Source organism: Rossellomorea aquimaris TF-12 (assembly GCF_001648555.1).
Classification (GTDB): Bacteria; Bacillota; Bacilli; order Bacillales; family Bacillaceae_B; genus Rossellomorea; species Rossellomorea aquimaris.
Genome location: NZ_LQXM01000026.1, coordinates 250,840 through 264,981 on the forward strand (window position 1 = coordinate 250,840; position 14,142 = coordinate 264,981).

Annotated in this window: 16 protein-coding genes and 1 riboswitch; of the genes, 13 read left to right on the forward strand and 3 right to left on the reverse strand. The window is 35.3% G+C overall.

The features are described 5' to 3' along the window. Nucleotides 1–9 precede the first annotated feature (9 nt). The 6 genes from IQI_RS09185 (at nucleotide 10) to ptsP (ending at nucleotide 6,339) form a co-directional block, all read left to right on the forward strand. Complete coding sequence (locus IQI_RS09185) at nucleotides 10–948, forward strand: AAA family ATPase (protein WP_064092348.1); 939 nt, start codon at nucleotides 10–12, stop codon at nucleotides 946–948. Next, nucleotides 948–2,141, forward strand: coding sequence for a DUF58 domain-containing protein (locus tag IQI_RS09190; protein ID WP_064092349.1), 1,194 nt, complete (start codon nucleotides 948–950; stop codon nucleotides 2,139–2,141). Before IQI_RS09185 ends, IQI_RS09190 begins: the two co-directional genes overlap by 1 nt. Next, on the forward strand, nucleotides 2,111–3,379 hold the full coding sequence (locus IQI_RS09195) for a hypothetical protein (RefSeq protein WP_064092350.1): 1,269 nt from the start codon (nucleotides 2,111–2,113) through the stop codon (nucleotides 3,377–3,379). The genes IQI_RS09190 and IQI_RS09195 overlap by 31 nt, the downstream gene beginning before the upstream one ends. Nucleotides 3,380–3,530: 151 nt before the next feature. After that, nucleotides 3,531–3,797: a hypothetical protein gene (locus tag IQI_RS09200; RefSeq protein WP_064092351.1), complete on the forward strand. Its 267-nt coding sequence runs from the start codon at nucleotides 3,531–3,533 to the stop codon at nucleotides 3,795–3,797. 557 nt (nucleotides 3,798–4,354) lie between these two features. Next, the gene (locus IQI_RS09205; RefSeq protein ID WP_064092352.1) at nucleotides 4,355–4,621 is read left to right on the forward strand and encodes a phosphocarrier protein HPr; all 267 of its coding nucleotides are present in this window, start codon (nucleotides 4,355–4,357) and stop codon (nucleotides 4,619–4,621) included. Beyond that, nucleotides 4,621–6,339: a phosphoenolpyruvate--protein phosphotransferase gene (gene ptsP / locus IQI_RS09210; protein WP_064092353.1), complete on the forward strand. Its 1,719-nt coding sequence runs from the start codon at nucleotides 4,621–4,623 to the stop codon at nucleotides 6,337–6,339. The genes IQI_RS09205 and ptsP overlap by 1 nt, the downstream gene beginning before the upstream one ends. A 130-nt stretch (nucleotides 6,340–6,469) precedes the next feature. On the opposite strand, the gene IQI_RS09215 is transcribed toward ptsP, so the two are convergent. Continuing rightward, complete coding sequence (locus tag IQI_RS09215) at nucleotides 6,470–7,144, reverse strand: GNAT family N-acetyltransferase (protein WP_064092354.1); 675 nt, start codon at nucleotides 7,142–7,144, stop codon at nucleotides 6,470–6,472. A gap of 347 nt (nucleotides 7,145–7,491) precedes the next feature. Between IQI_RS09215 and IQI_RS09220 the strand changes: the two genes are divergently transcribed. Together IQI_RS09220 and IQI_RS20845 are read left to right on the forward strand one after the other, a co-directional pair. Next, nucleotides 7,492–8,496: a DUF3231 family protein gene (locus IQI_RS09220; protein WP_328585736.1), complete on the forward strand. Its 1,005-nt coding sequence runs from the start codon at nucleotides 7,492–7,494 to the stop codon at nucleotides 8,494–8,496. Between the two features lie 123 nt (nucleotides 8,497–8,619). Further along, nucleotides 8,620–8,796, forward strand: coding sequence for a hypothetical protein (locus tag IQI_RS20845; RefSeq protein WP_197489731.1), 177 nt, complete (start codon nucleotides 8,620–8,622; stop codon nucleotides 8,794–8,796). Between the two features lie 46 nt (nucleotides 8,797–8,842). Here IQI_RS20845 and IQI_RS09225 read toward each other — a convergent pair whose 3' ends face one another. Further along, on the reverse strand, nucleotides 8,843–9,994 hold the full coding sequence (locus tag IQI_RS09225; RefSeq protein WP_064092356.1) for an aminotransferase A: 1,152 nt from the start codon (nucleotides 9,992–9,994) through the stop codon (nucleotides 8,843–8,845). A 136-nt stretch (nucleotides 9,995–10,130) separates the two neighbouring features. Here IQI_RS09225 and corA point away from each other — a divergent pair, with 136 nt between their 5' ends. The 4 genes from corA to queE all read left to right on the forward strand — a co-directional run bounded on the left by corA (nucleotide 10,131) and on the right by queE (nucleotide 13,203). Further along, the gene (gene corA, locus IQI_RS09230) at nucleotides 10,131–11,126 is read left to right on the forward strand and encodes a magnesium/cobalt transporter CorA (protein ID WP_064092357.1); all 996 of its coding nucleotides are present in this window, start codon (nucleotides 10,131–10,133) and stop codon (nucleotides 11,124–11,126) included. A gap of 110 nt (nucleotides 11,127–11,236) precedes the next feature. Further along, a riboswitch (PreQ1 riboswitch) is annotated at nucleotides 11,237–11,281 on the forward strand. A 104-nt stretch (nucleotides 11,282–11,385) separates the two neighbouring features. Then, nucleotides 11,386–12,045, forward strand: coding sequence for a 7-cyano-7-deazaguanine synthase QueC (gene queC / locus IQI_RS09235; protein WP_064092358.1), 660 nt, complete (start codon nucleotides 11,386–11,388; stop codon nucleotides 12,043–12,045). A 1-nt stretch (nucleotide 12,046) separates the two neighbouring features. Further along, entirely contained in the window at nucleotides 12,047–12,484 is a 438-nt protein-coding gene (locus IQI_RS09240; RefSeq protein ID WP_064092359.1) for a 6-carboxytetrahydropterin synthase, read from the forward strand. Continuing rightward, a complete protein-coding gene (gene queE / locus IQI_RS09245) occupies nucleotides 12,481–13,203 on the forward strand; it encodes a 7-carboxy-7-deazaguanine synthase QueE (protein WP_064092360.1) in 723 nt (240 codons plus the stop codon). Before IQI_RS09240 ends, queE begins: the two co-directional genes overlap by 4 nt. Nucleotides 13,204–13,263: 60 nt before the next feature. Here queE and IQI_RS09250 read toward each other — a convergent pair whose 3' ends face one another. Next, nucleotides 13,264–13,464: a hypothetical protein gene (locus IQI_RS09250; RefSeq protein WP_064092361.1), complete on the reverse strand. Its 201-nt coding sequence runs from the start codon at nucleotides 13,462–13,464 to the stop codon at nucleotides 13,264–13,266. A 169-nt stretch (nucleotides 13,465–13,633) separates the two neighbouring features. Between IQI_RS09250 and IQI_RS09255 the strand changes: the two genes are divergently transcribed. Further along, nucleotides 13,634–14,080, forward strand: coding sequence for a TlpA family protein disulfide reductase (locus tag IQI_RS09255; RefSeq protein ID WP_064092362.1), 447 nt, complete (start codon nucleotides 13,634–13,636; stop codon nucleotides 14,078–14,080). The last annotated feature ends 62 nt before the right edge of the window (nucleotides 14,081–14,142 follow it).

Consider the following 14,142-nt stretch of genomic DNA (forward strand, 5'->3'; position numbering starts at 1 on the left):
GGAAATGAGATGTCATCTATACAATATATTAAAGAAGAAATGAGCAAAGTGTTAGTGGGAAGAGACAAAGAAATTGATCTTTTAATGATTGCTTTACTCCAGGAAGGGCATGTCTTGCTTGAGAGTGTCCCGGGGACTGGGAAAACATTGTTAGCCAAAACCTTTGCCCAATGCATTGACGGAGCATTTAAAAGAATTCAATTTACTCCTGATGTGTTACCGAGTGACGTAACGGGAATACAATTCTTTAATCCAAAAACACAGGAGTTTGAATTGAGAACCGGGCCTGTTGTCTCAAATGTATTATTAGCCGACGAGATTAATAGAGCTACTCCCCGTACGCAAGCGAGTTTATTAGAAGTGATGGAAGAAAAACAATTTACCATTGATGGAGAAACCGTTTCATTGGAGCCTCCTTTTATTGTGGTCGCTACCCAAAATCCAATTGAATCTCAACAGGGAACCTTTCCACTCCCGGCAGCTCAATTAGACCGATTTTTATTGAAAATCCCCTTTTCATACCCAAGTTTTGAAGAAGAAAGAAATATCCTTAACAGATTTAAATCCTCACAGCCTTTGGATAAAGTAGAAAAAATCATGAGTTTAAGGGAAATTCAATCATTGGTGAAACGTGTAAAGGAAGTACATATATCTCAAGACATCGAATCGTATATTCTTCAGATTACTCGTGGAACGAGAGAACATGAATGGATTGAAGTGGGAGCTAGTCCACGTGCTAGCTTAGCGCTTTTAAAAGCAAGTCAAGGCCAGGCGTTTATACAGGGTAGAGACTTTGTTACTCCTGAGGATGTTTTAGCTGTTGCACCATTTGTTTTGCAGCATAGAGTACAGTTGACAGCTGAAGCATCTTTAACAAGGACAGAGGAAGAAGTCATTCATGGGATTATCGAAATGGTTATGCTTCCAGTAGAAGCGAGGAATGCATAATGAACTGGAAGCGTGAGATTGTAGAGGACTCTAATACCTCTATAAGTATGGTTATTTTAGTCATTGCGGGAACTTTGAGTCTATATTTTCAATCCTATATTGGTTTAGGCTTATTTTTATTAACGATTCTTTATTTTCGGGTTCATCAATGGTATTTAATGAATATTGGAAAAGAAATAACTATGGGGAAATCTCCTAAGAGAATTCGTTTGCATTGTGATGATGATCATAATTGGGAATTTCAAATTGAGAACAACGGGCTGCCAATTTGGGGAGCAACCATGAATCTTACATTTGAAGATATTGTGGAGCCTACTTCCCACCCATATGCCACGAATCCTGGAAATATCCTAGAAGTTTCCATGCCGATTTCGATTGGCAGAGGAGAAATCGGCCATGTTTCTTTGCCTATTAAAGGCAAAAGGAGAGGATTATGTAAGATTAAGACTATGCAATTGGAAATCCCTCATTTATTTGGAAGTGGAAAAGTGTTATTAAACCTTCTTGACCCTGTTCCATCAACTATAATGGTATTTCCAACAGCTTCACCTGTAATCATTGAAGAAGATCAACGAACGTTTAATCAAGGGGATGTATTTACTCCTAGTTCCCTGTTTTATGATGTGTTTCACCCAATCGGAACGAGAGAATATGTGGCTGGTGACAGATTCCAGGATGTGAACTGGAAAGCATCGGCACGAACTGGTCAGCTTCAAACCAAGGTTTTTGAACCAGCTACTCAGAAAGAATGGATGATTGCCATTAATCTTTCGAGTCGTTATTCTATCACGGATCAAATAGAATCGATCATTAAACATACATCCTACTTAATGCACCTTGCTGTAGAAAAGAATATATCGTTTTCACTCGTATTAAATGTGCGAATTCCAGGTTTGACACCGTACTACTTTCTTCCTTCTGGAACAGGAAGAAAACACCGTCAAAAGGGGCTGGAGTTATTGTCCACATTATCCCGGGATGATTTTACTATTCCGTTCAATATTGCATTGCAGCATTTGTACCTTCGCAAATTGGTTCCTCCCGTTCTTATAGTTGCCGGAGAACTTGATTCTAAAGAAGAAGAACGGTTACTAAAAATCAGCAAAAGTCAAACTAAAATTTTCAAACTAAATACAGAAGAAAAACAAGGAGTCGTCACTATATGGAATCGCAAATTGAAACTTCCTTCATAATGAAGGGAAGGCAAATGCATCTTCTAAAAATGGGTATGTTATTAGGGATCGATATTTTATTTGCAACTTTAATTTTGACTATTTTATTTACGAAAGAAGCGATACTCACACAATATGTACCTCTCTTATGTACAGCTTTTCTATCTTTACTAATGTATTTAGTGTTATCTACTAAGCACCAAAGAATGAATAACATTCTATTATATGCAGTGTTACTACTATTATTTGGGATTGGTTTTTTTGTTTTTTCTATTTCATGGTTGGTATTAACACCGTTACTACTCTTTCTACATTTGAAAAGTACATCCTACTTCCAAAGTGAAGATCCTTCGATAGAAGTGAGTAGCGGTATGGTATTAGTGTTTCTTTTCCTATCTTCTTTTGCCATTCTTGTAGGAGCAATAAGGGATTTAGGAAATGTTCATATTATTTATGGTTTGTTGTTTTTGCTGTTTACATTAATAGGAACCATTACCCCACTTCAAAGAATGATGAGTAACGAAAATAAAGGGGTTAAAAAGAATTATTTCAAGCCATTTGCTATACTGACAGGAATAGTATCGGTAGGTGCTTTACTTGCAGCTGTTAGCTCTATGGTGGCTGAAGGGATATATTGGGTTTTATCAAAAATATTTTGGATGTTTTCTTTTCTGGTCAATCCAATCTTAAATGCTTTGATTGTATTAAGAGATAAATTGATGAGCCTGATTGACAATGAAAGTCAGAGTGGGATGGGAGTGGAAATGCAAAAACAAAATCTTGAAGAGTTCAAGCAAAAGGCATTTTATGAAAGTTTTTCCTTTCCATGGCTGAACGAGATTTTTATTGGGATAGTTATAGTTCTAGTCATTATTTATTTCGTAAGAAAAAGAAAAATCGATTTTGCTTTGACCTCTAACGAAGCAATTGTGCCTGTCATTATACCTAAAAGTATTCACAGACCGATAAAGGAAGGAGAAGGGGGAAACATTCCATACTCCAAAGCAAAAAACATTGTACGGAAGTCAATGGTTTCGTTAGAGGACTGTGCAGCTGATCATCAAGTAGGCAGACGATTAAATGAAAATGTTAGACCTTGGTTTAAAAGAATGAATTTAATTGAAAATGAGGAGTTTTTCTCGTTGTATGAAAGTGTCAGATATGGACGTAAGGTTCCCACTCAAGAGGAAGTAGACTTTTTTATTAAGCGTATTCAAGTTCATGTTGCTTCTTTAAAGGAAAGAGATAAAACCAAATAAGTATAGACTAGACTGGTATTTGTGATTTGGTGAAGTATATTAGAACCAAATCTATCATCTAGTAATAAGTTTTAGTCCCCCTAAACAGTTCTATTCTTTCATTCAAAACATATGATAGTAATAGAATTGACGAAAAAGGGGAGAGTTCCATATGAAATATGAAATTGAACAGGCACTTAGGGTGAAAAGCTTGGCACTGGATGTTTTAGAGGAACTAATGAATGACCAAAATGAATATGGAACAAAAGAATTAAGAAGCCTGTCCGAATTGTTTGGAAGATGCATTTGTGATTTAGTTAACGTGTATGCAAATATTTCTGAAGATCATGAAATGACCTTAAAAGGAACTGTTATGAAAGCGAAGGTAGGATATAACACAATTAAAAACATTGCAGAAAGTTTAGAGGAACAGACTTGAAGATATCACTGAAGAGAAGATTAATAAAATCTTCTCTTTGTTGTTTTATTACATGAGTCTCTTAATGGATATGTTACCCATCTATAAGAGAATATGTTAAAGAGTTTAATAGAGAAAACAAATAATTTATATCAAGTATTTATTTCCAGAATAAATCTACCATATTTAAAAAATAGTGTCTTTTTTCATTTGAAATATTCATGTTAAAAGGTTGATCAGGGCGCAAGTTGCTCTACTCCTGCGAGAATTGGAGGAGGCGCAATTCACAGCCGTGAAAAAGCAAGCACTTTCAGGGCGGAAGTTTCATAAATAAGTTTTGAAATGATAAATATTGGAAACATACATATAAAAGAGAATTCATAAGAGTGGCAAATTAATGAAATACTAAAAAAACCAAGCTTTACAATTGTGTATATCTTCATTGCATGCTATTCTTTTTTATTGAACAGGTTTATAGGAGAATTGGATTAATCTCTAGAATTAGTTGACGTTTTAGATATAATCCTTTACTTTTATGAAGTTACTAAAAACAAGATAAGAATAAGGAGTCGATTTACATGGCACAAAAAACATTTACAGTAACAGCTGAAACAGGAATTCATGCTCGCCCGGCAACACTATTAGTTCAAACGGCAAGCAAATTTGACAGCGATGTACATCTTGAATACAAAGAAAAGAAAGTTAACTTAAAATCAATTATGGGTGTTATGTCATTAGGTGTTGGTAAAGGTGCAGAAATCACAATCATTACTGAAGGTAGTGACGAGGACGAAGCATTAAACAGCCTGAAAGAAACGTTAAATAAAGAAGGTTTAGCTGAGTAATGTCTAGTATTTTAAAAGGAATTGCGGCATCTAACGGGATTGCCATTGCTAAAGCATATCGATTAGTTGAGCCTGACTTAAGCTTCGACAAAAAGACAATCGATCATGCTGAAACAGAAGTTACACGCTTTCAGGAAGCGATTTCTACATCTAAGTCAGAGCTTGAAGCGATTCGAGACAAAGCAAGAGAAGAATTAGGTGAAGATAAAGCTCAAATCTTTGAAGCGCATCTTCTTGTTTTAAGCGATCCAGAATTACTAACACCAATTGAAGATAAAGTTAAATCAGAAAACGTAAACGCTGAATTCGCACTGAAAGAAACAGCTGATATGTTCGTTTCTATGTTTGAATCAATGGATAACGAATATATGAAAGAGCGTGCTTCAGATATTCGTGACGTTACGAAACGAGTTCTTTCACATCTCCTAGGTGTTCAAATTGCCAACCCAAGTATGGTAACGGAAGAAGTGATTGTGATTGCAGAGGATTTAACACCTTCTGACACAGCACAGCTAAACCGTGAATTTGTAAAAGGATTTACAACAGATATTGGAGGAAGAACCTCTCACTCTGCTATAATGGCTCGTTCCATGGAGATTCCGGCTGTTGTAGGGACTAAATCAATCACCTCTACTGTAGAAAATGGCGATGTGATCATCGTAGATGGATTAAATGGAGAAGTACATATTAATCCAACACCAGAAGTTATTGAAGAGTACAAAAAAGAGCATGCCCGATATGAAGATCAAAAGGCCGAATGGGCAAAACTTGTGAATGAACCAACAGTTTCTAAGGATGGAAAACAAGTAGAGCTTGCTGCAAATATCGGAACTCCTAAAGATTTAGAAGGGGTTAAGAATAATGGCGGCGAAGGAGTAGGTCTGTATCGCACAGAATTCCTATATATGGGGCGCGACGAGTTACCAACTGAAGAAGAGCAGTATGAAGCATACAAGGCTGTTCTTGAAGGGATGGAAGGTAAACCAGTTGTTGTCCGTACATTGGATATTGGTGGAGATAAAGAGCTTCCATATTTAAATTTACCTAAAGAAATGAACCCTTTCTTAGGTTACCGCGCTATTCGTCTTTGTTTGGACGAGCAAGAGATTTTCCGTACACAGCTTAGAGCTTTATTAAAAGCGAGCCCATTTGGAAATCTTAAGATTATGTTCCCAATGATTTCAAATCTTCAAGAATTTAGAGAAGCAAAAGCCGTTCTTGAAGAAGAGAAGAAAGCTCTTCAAGAAAGTGGCACAAGCGTTTCGGATAACATTGAAGTAGGAATCATGGTTGAAATTCCATCAACGGCAGTTATGGCAGACACTTTTGCAAAAGAAGTTGATTTCTTTTCAATCGGTACGAACGATTTAATTCAGTATACAATGGCTGCCGATCGCATGAATGAACGTGTATCCTATCTATATCAACCGTATAACCCAGCCATTTTACGTCTTGTAAAAATGGTTATTGATGCGGCTCATAAAGAAGGAAAATGGGCAGGCATGTGTGGTGAAATGGCTGGAGATGAGATTGCTGTTCCGTTATTACTGGGACTAGGTTTAGATGAATTCTCAATGAGTGCGACCTCTATCTTAAAGGCTCGTTCTCAAATTCGTCAGCTAAATCAAAAGGAAATGGAAGAATTGGCAAACCAGGCATTAATGCTAGATACGAATGATGCAGTAATAGAGGCTGTAAATAAAGCCATTTCAAAATAAAAATATTGTGTGAATAACTGGTTTAACAGTTGAGTATGGGGGTAATTTATTTAAGAAGAATCGGCATCCTACAGGCCTTTTCATTCTCATTTCCCCCTTTATAGTGGATTGATGGAACAACATTGTTCTTTCAATCCTTTTTTTTGTAAAAAGGATTCTTCCATTCCATTAATATTCCGTAATCACGTGATTCATCATCTTTTAGGTACCCTTTTACTGCCTTCAAAGGAGTACGTCCACATTGGAGGAGAAACGTGATGACAGGGTCTTTGCATTCCCCGTTGGTAAGTTTATTTAGGTAATCTTCTATTGAAAGCTCATGTGCAACATTATGATAAGTAGGAATTCTCCCACCACCGAGTAAACGGTCCAGGTTTAAATGAATGACAATCTCATACATAGCATTCATTAAAAGCTTGCCTAGCTTAAAACCTCGATATTCAGGGTCAACACATAGATCTACTATATATAGAGTGTTACCACTATTAATGTGATTCCGGATATATCCATTATCTGTTATTTCCTCCCAAGTATGATCAGGTTGTGATAGGGTATAATCAACAATCAAACTTGTCATACTACCAACTATTTTCCCATTTAATTCAACACAAACGGCACCAAGGGGAAAGTGTTTTAAGTGGTGGGTTAGTTGATCTTCATTCCACCATAATTCCGAAGGGAAAGGCGGAGGAAAAGCCTTTTTCTGAAGAGGAATGAGATTATTGAAATCTTCTTCATAATAATTTCTAACAATAGCTTTTTGAACCTGATCATTTCTGAAAACATATTGTTCTTTTAAATACAAATTAGAACCCCATTTCTCAGATTTTACTTGTTTATTATACTTTATGAAAGCGCTTTTTTAAAGTGTTTTACTAAAATAATTTCAGCTTCAAAAAATATTAATAATATTTTTCAGAAAGAAGGTTTATCAAAAATAAAAGCGGGTATTCTATAACTAAGCATGAAATTGGAGATTAATTTCTCACTAACACCCCCCTTTTCCTTTTTTGAACTGATACAGTTTATACTGTGTCAGTTTTTTTTGTTTTTCTTACATAATTCTAGAACCAGTCCTTTTAACGAATAATTTGGAAGCATTAGGAAAATAAATAATAGTAAAGAACATACTGGAGGAAGAAAACCTTGAAAGTGAAAAATCCAATTAGCTCATCTGAACTTGGAACATTGTGGCTTACATACCAAGAGAAAACACTTATTTTAAGAATGTTGGAATACTTCATGAAAAAAGCGAATGATCAAGAAGCCATCAATATTATGGGAGGGCTGTGGCAAGAGTTAAACCATTTTGTGAAACAGATGGAAGGTATTTTCGAAAAGGAAGGTATAGTCTATCCTCAAGGATTTAAAAAAGAAGATGTGAACATTGATGCTCCAAAATTATACGACAACGGTTTTGATATTATGTTTCTTCGTATTTTAAAGGAAGTGAGTATGGGGATGTACACTATAAATATGAGTATGGCATACCGTGAAGATGTTATGTCTATTTATGAAGGTTTAACATCTGTTACACAAAAAGTTTATAAATTAGCCACTCACTACTTGCTAAATAAAGGAATTTTAACGCTGCCACCAAAGGTTATGATGCCAAAAACAACAGGATTTATTAAGGAAAAAAGTTATCTGAATGGCTTCAATCCCTTTAGTGAAAAAAGAGTGTTAAATGACATTGAATTAGGCACTGTACATCATGGAATTGAAGTGAATAATATTGGAATGCAATTGGTTACTGGCTTTTCTCAATGTGCTGAAGAGAAAGAAGTGAAACAATTTTTTGTAAAGGGAAAAGATCTTGCTCAGAAACAAATTAAAATTTATGAAGAAATTCTTCATGAATGTGACATACAGCTATCTTCTACTACCGGGAGCACTGTCACTGATTCAACAACAGCTCCATTTTCACCAAAACTCATGATGTATTGCGTTTATCTACTTAATGGATTTGGACTTGTTGGGAGTAGTTTTGGTGCTTTTTTTAGCTTGAGAAAGGATCTAACTTTGAAAAATACTTTGATAGCAAAAGACATTTATTTATACGCAAATGAAGGGATTAAACTTATGATAAAAAACGGGTGGATGGAGGAACCACCTCAAGTAGAGGATCGAATCAATATGATTAAGAAGAAGAAGTGAATGAAAATCCTTGTTCTGTTGGTGTCAAATTTGAATATCGTTACGAAAAAGATGAATACTAAGAATAGCTTTTCCGATTAGGAATAGTGATGACAGTGACACGCTTAAAGGAGTGCATCAGCAATGGCTAAACGTACGAAAAAGAATGATCCGCAACAAAAGAATAAAAAAGGGTTCGATTCATCTCAACTTAATCAAGAATTTGCTCACGAAATGGGTAGTGCAGCTACTAATAAAATTCATAAAGACAAAGCTAAAAAAGAAAAAGCATCTAAAAATAATGGTGAATTTAAAGGATAGAATGGATGAGGGACGGACCTTGAATTTAAGGTCCGTCCCTCAAGTATTATCGATTTTTGATAAATGATTGAAGTCGATTGAGTCCTTCTTCAAGTTCTTTCATGGAGCAGGCATAGGATAACCGGAAATATCCTTCACCTAGGTTAGAGAAGGCATTGCCCGGTACGACAGCTACCTTTTCTTGTTTGGCTAGGTTTATTGAGAAATTGAAAGAATCGAGTTTAATATGGTCTGGTATTTTTACAAAGAAGTAAAAGGCACCATGGGGCTTTACTACTTGTTGAAAACCAATTTCAAGTAATCGGTTGTAAACATAGTCTCTTCTTTTTCTATATTCTTCCTTCATGACAATTGCATCATCTTTGCCCACGGTTAGGGCTTCATACGCGGCTTTTTGCGAAATAGATGAAGCACATGAAACATTATATTGGTGAACCTTTAATAGGTGCTTGCTAATGGACTCTGGTGCAAATATGAAACCTATTCTCCATCCAGTCATACTATGTGATTTTGATAATCCATTAATGATAATCGTTTGTTCTCTAAGAAATTCAGCAATGGAAGAATGTGAATCGTCATAGGTGAGCTCACTATAAATTTCATCTGCTAAAACAAAGATATTTCTGTCTTTCAATAATGTAGCAATATCTCTTAGTTCTCCTCTTGATAAACTTACACCAGTTGGGTTTGAAGGGTAGGGTAAGATGATGCATTTTGTAGATGGAGTTATGCTCTTCTCAATTAAATCTGCATTTAATTTAAACTCGCTTTGTGTAATATCCATATGAATGGGATTAGCCCCACATAATCGTATGATTGGCTCATATCCAGGGTATATAGGTCCAGGCAGAAGACAATCTTCTCCTTCTGTCAAAATGGTGCGAAGAACAACATCAATCCCTTGGGAAGCTCCATTGGTAACAATCACTTCATTCGATTCATAGTTAACATTATATTTATGTGAAACAAAAGCTGCAGCTGCTTCTCTTAACTCAAGGAATCCAGCATTATGTGTATAAGAGGTGAAATCTTCATCTATGGCTTTTTTTCCAGCTTCTTTGATATGTGACGGTGTCGGGAAATCAGGTTGTCCAATTGTGAGGGAAATCATTCCCTCAATATCAGCAACCATATTGAAGAATTTCCTAATACCTGAAATTTGTATGTCTTTTACACGAGGGTTAATATATTGTTCCACGATACTACACCTACTTTTACAATTTGATTCATATTTTAACACTTTTTAGCTTATTAAAGTAATGGTTTAGTTTGATTAATAATAGAAATGGGAATGGTTAAGGATATACATCTAAATTTAACTTGAGGAGAAGCAAATGATTCGAACAAGCGTAATTATGGAAAATGGGGAAGTATTTCAAAATGTCCAACTTTCTAAGATAAAAGAAAATGATGTTAAATGGTATTGGGTAGATTTCTCAGAACCTACTAATAAAGATCTAAGAATACTTAAACTTTATTTTAAATTTCATCCTCTAGCCATTGAAGATTGCTTGGATGATTTCAGCCAAAGACCCAAGATTGATTTCTATGACCAGTATATTTTCGTTTTACAGCATGCAGTAAACAAAAATACACTTAATTCCCATGAAGTAAATATGTTTGTTAATTCAAGACTCATTGTGACATTTCATAAAGAACCTGTTAGGGAACTCGATCAATTATGGGAAAGAGTAAGTGAAGAAGGAAATCAACTTAGTCCGTTCAAAATAATGCATGGAATTATTGATCGGCTTGTCGATGATTATTTTCCTTTAGTTTATAGTATCGAAGATCGCTTAAATAAAATTGAAGATAACACAAATGAGGACGCAGATGCAGACTTGATGGATGAATTATTCGACATTCGACATGATATGTCTAAGTTAAGAAGAACTCTTGTACCCATGAGGGACCTGTTATATAGAATTAGTAATTCAGGAAGGTTAAATTCCTTAAAAGAAGAACAATTATACTTCAATGATGTGTATGATCACTTGATTAAATTAGTAGAAATGCTTGAATCATATCGTGAATTTTCTTCAGATATCCGAGATAATTATTTATCTATTAATTCGGATAAAATGAATAATATTATGATGACATTAACGGTTATCACGACTATTTTCATGCCACTTACATTTATTGCTGGCCTTTATGGAATGAATTTTGTTTATATGCCAGAATTAAACGAAAAAAATGGATATTTTATTGTATTGGCTATTATGGGAATCATTGCTCTTATTATGTTTGGTTTCTTTATGAAGATAGGCTGGTTAAGGTTTAGTTCGAAAAAAAGAAAGAGGAGAAGAAGACTCTTACGTTTAAAGTAATGATATAAAAAAACGTGACTTAAAAGAATTTATGTAAAAGGTGGATTTTTATCATAAAAAACGGTATATTGAGTAAGGATTAAAAGAAGAAATAGAAGCGAATCTATTCGTTTCGAGAGGTTCTAGCACAACCCTCTATAAAAAACTAAGGAAACGACATCCTTAGGTGTCGTTATTTTTTGTTATAGAGTATTAAAGAATCTTTTTCTTCTTTTCATGGCAGAAAATTATAGCCTTTAGAAAAGAAAGGAGAACCTTTATGAACACAGAGAAAGCGTTAGTCGTATTCAGTGGTGGTCAAGATAGTACAACGTGTTTATTTTGGGCCCAAAAGCATTTTAAGGAAGTCGAAGCCGTTACCTTTAATTATGGTCAGAGACATATGGCAGAATTAGACTGTGCAAGAGAAATTGCAGAGGATCTAAATATTAATCACCATATTTTAGATATGAGTTTACTAAATCAACTTGCTCCTAGTGCATTAACAAGATCAGAAGAAAAAATCACTCATAAAGCTGGAGAGCTACCTTCTACTTTTGTACCAGGGAGAAACTTGTTATTTCTATCTTTTGCAGGGGTTTTAGCAAAGCAAATTGGTGCAAAACATATCATAACAGGAGTTTGCGAAACTGACTTTAGTGGCTACCCTGATTGTAGGGATATTTTTGTAAAGTCTTTAAACGTTACATTGAATTTGTCAATGGACGAACAATTTGTTATTCATACGCCCCTCATGTGGATCAATAAGGCAGAAACATGGGAAATGGCCCATCATTTAGGAGCTTTCGAATATATTCAAAATCATACTCTTACTTGCTACAATGGGGTAATCGGAAGTGGCTGTGGTGAATGCCCTGCATGCGAACTTAGACAAAATGGACTTGATGAATACTTAAATAATAAAAAGGGAGGGGAATAAGTTGTTACAACAAATTTACCCGACTCCCGAGCACAATTTTGAATTTGAATTAAATAAAGATATGCATTTTTCAGCAGCACATTATATTCCACACGAAGCAGCAGGAAGCTGTAAGGAAGTTCATGGTCACACATATTTTGCCAACATAACGATAGGTGGAGACCAACTGGACGATTCTGGATTTTTAATTAATTTTCAGCACATTAAAAATCTGATTCATAAACGATTTGATCATAGTATTATGAACAATGATACTTTGTTTTCTGATAGTGATTCTAACAAATTTCCTACCACTGAAGTGGTAGCTAAAACTATGTGTAAAATTATCCAAAGCCATTTGGATACTTTAGATCATCGTCCCCAGTGTTTGCAGGTTTTTCTACGTGAAACTCCTACTAGTTATGTCATTTATCGACCTAAAAAGGGGAGGGTTTCATGAAGAAAATCCCGGTATTAGAAGTGTTTGGTCCAACCATTCAAGGGGAAGGGATGGTCATTGGGCAAAAGACAATGTTTGTGCGTACAGCTGGTTGTGATTATAGCTGTGCATGGTGCGATTCAGCATTTACGTGGGATGGATCTGCTAAGGAAGAAATTATGCTTATGACAGCAGAAGAGACTTGGAATAAGCTAAAAGAAATGGGGGGGAATCGTTTCTCACACGTTACGATTTCAGGAGGAAATCCAGCCCTACTTTCAAACCTTAAGGAGCTTTTAACCATCTTTAAGGAAAATAATATTCAATCTGCACTAGAAACACAAGGAAGTCGATGGCAAGATTGGTTTTATGATATTGATGATTTAACCATTTCACCGAAACCTCCAAGCTCGCAAATGGAAACAAATTTTGAAGTGCTGGACGATATTATACAACGACTACAGGAACAAGAATCTTTGTTTAGCCTTAAAGTCGTTGTATTTGATGAGAAGGATTTAGATTATGCAACATATGTTCACGAAAGGTATCCAAATGTACCTTTTTATATCCAGACTGGGAATCCTGAAGTCTCAGAAGGAGACACAAGTAAATTAGTAACAAACCTGCTACTGGACTATGAGAATCTTATCGAAAAAGTCTCTGCAAGCGAAAAACTAAATAATATACGGGTACTCCCTCAATTGCATACTTTAGTATGGGGAAATAAAAGGGGAGTATAGCATGAATGTAAAAAAGCGATGGAAGGTTCTAAGAACCTACCATCGCTTTTTTATTTCAAGTCACTGTTTAGCATTATCGTTATGTTCTTTATTTAGACCTCTTTTTCCTTCTACATAATCCAGTTCTTGTAGGTCATCATTTCCTTCAATATTTTTTCCAATGGCGATGTAAGGAATATTGTTCTGAGCTGGCAGGATGTGGTGACTGATTTCATTGTAATCTGGAACGCTCCTGTTTTCCGAGTCTTTTCCATTTCTCATTTATGAACACCTCCTATAAATAGTTTGTTTTATTCTATTCAGATATATGTATACATTAAAACTGATAAGTGAGCATTCCTATTGACGAGATATCGTGGGTTAAATATAATGTATATTAGTTAATAATAATTATAAATAAGTAGTTCTTATTATTTGAGGAGGAGTTTAATTGAAATTAAGAGAGAAAATGCCAGAATTAGCAGGAGCCACTCAATGGTTAAATGGAGAAGTTACGAAGGAAGAATTAATTGGGGAAAAGCCTACTCTCATTCATTTTTGGTCTGTTAGCTGTCATCTATGTAAAGAAGCAATGCCTGAGATTAATGAGCTACGTGATGAATATGAAGACTTACTAAATGTAGTTTCTGTTCACATGCCACGTTCTGAGGATGACTTGAACTTGAGTGTTATTGAACAAATGGCATTAGGACATGATATTACTCAGCCTACGTTTGTCGATAGTGATCATGTGTTAACGGAGGCATTTGAAAACAAATATGTTCCTGCCTACTATGTATTTGATGAAGAAGGAAAGCTTCGTCATTTTCAAGCAGGAGGAAGCGGTATGAAAATGCTTAGAAAAAGAATTAACCGAGTTCTGAAAATTGAACAGTAAACATAATGTCCATTTGTGTATTCTGCAAGTGGACTTTTTTTTATAGGTCGTAATGGTTGTTT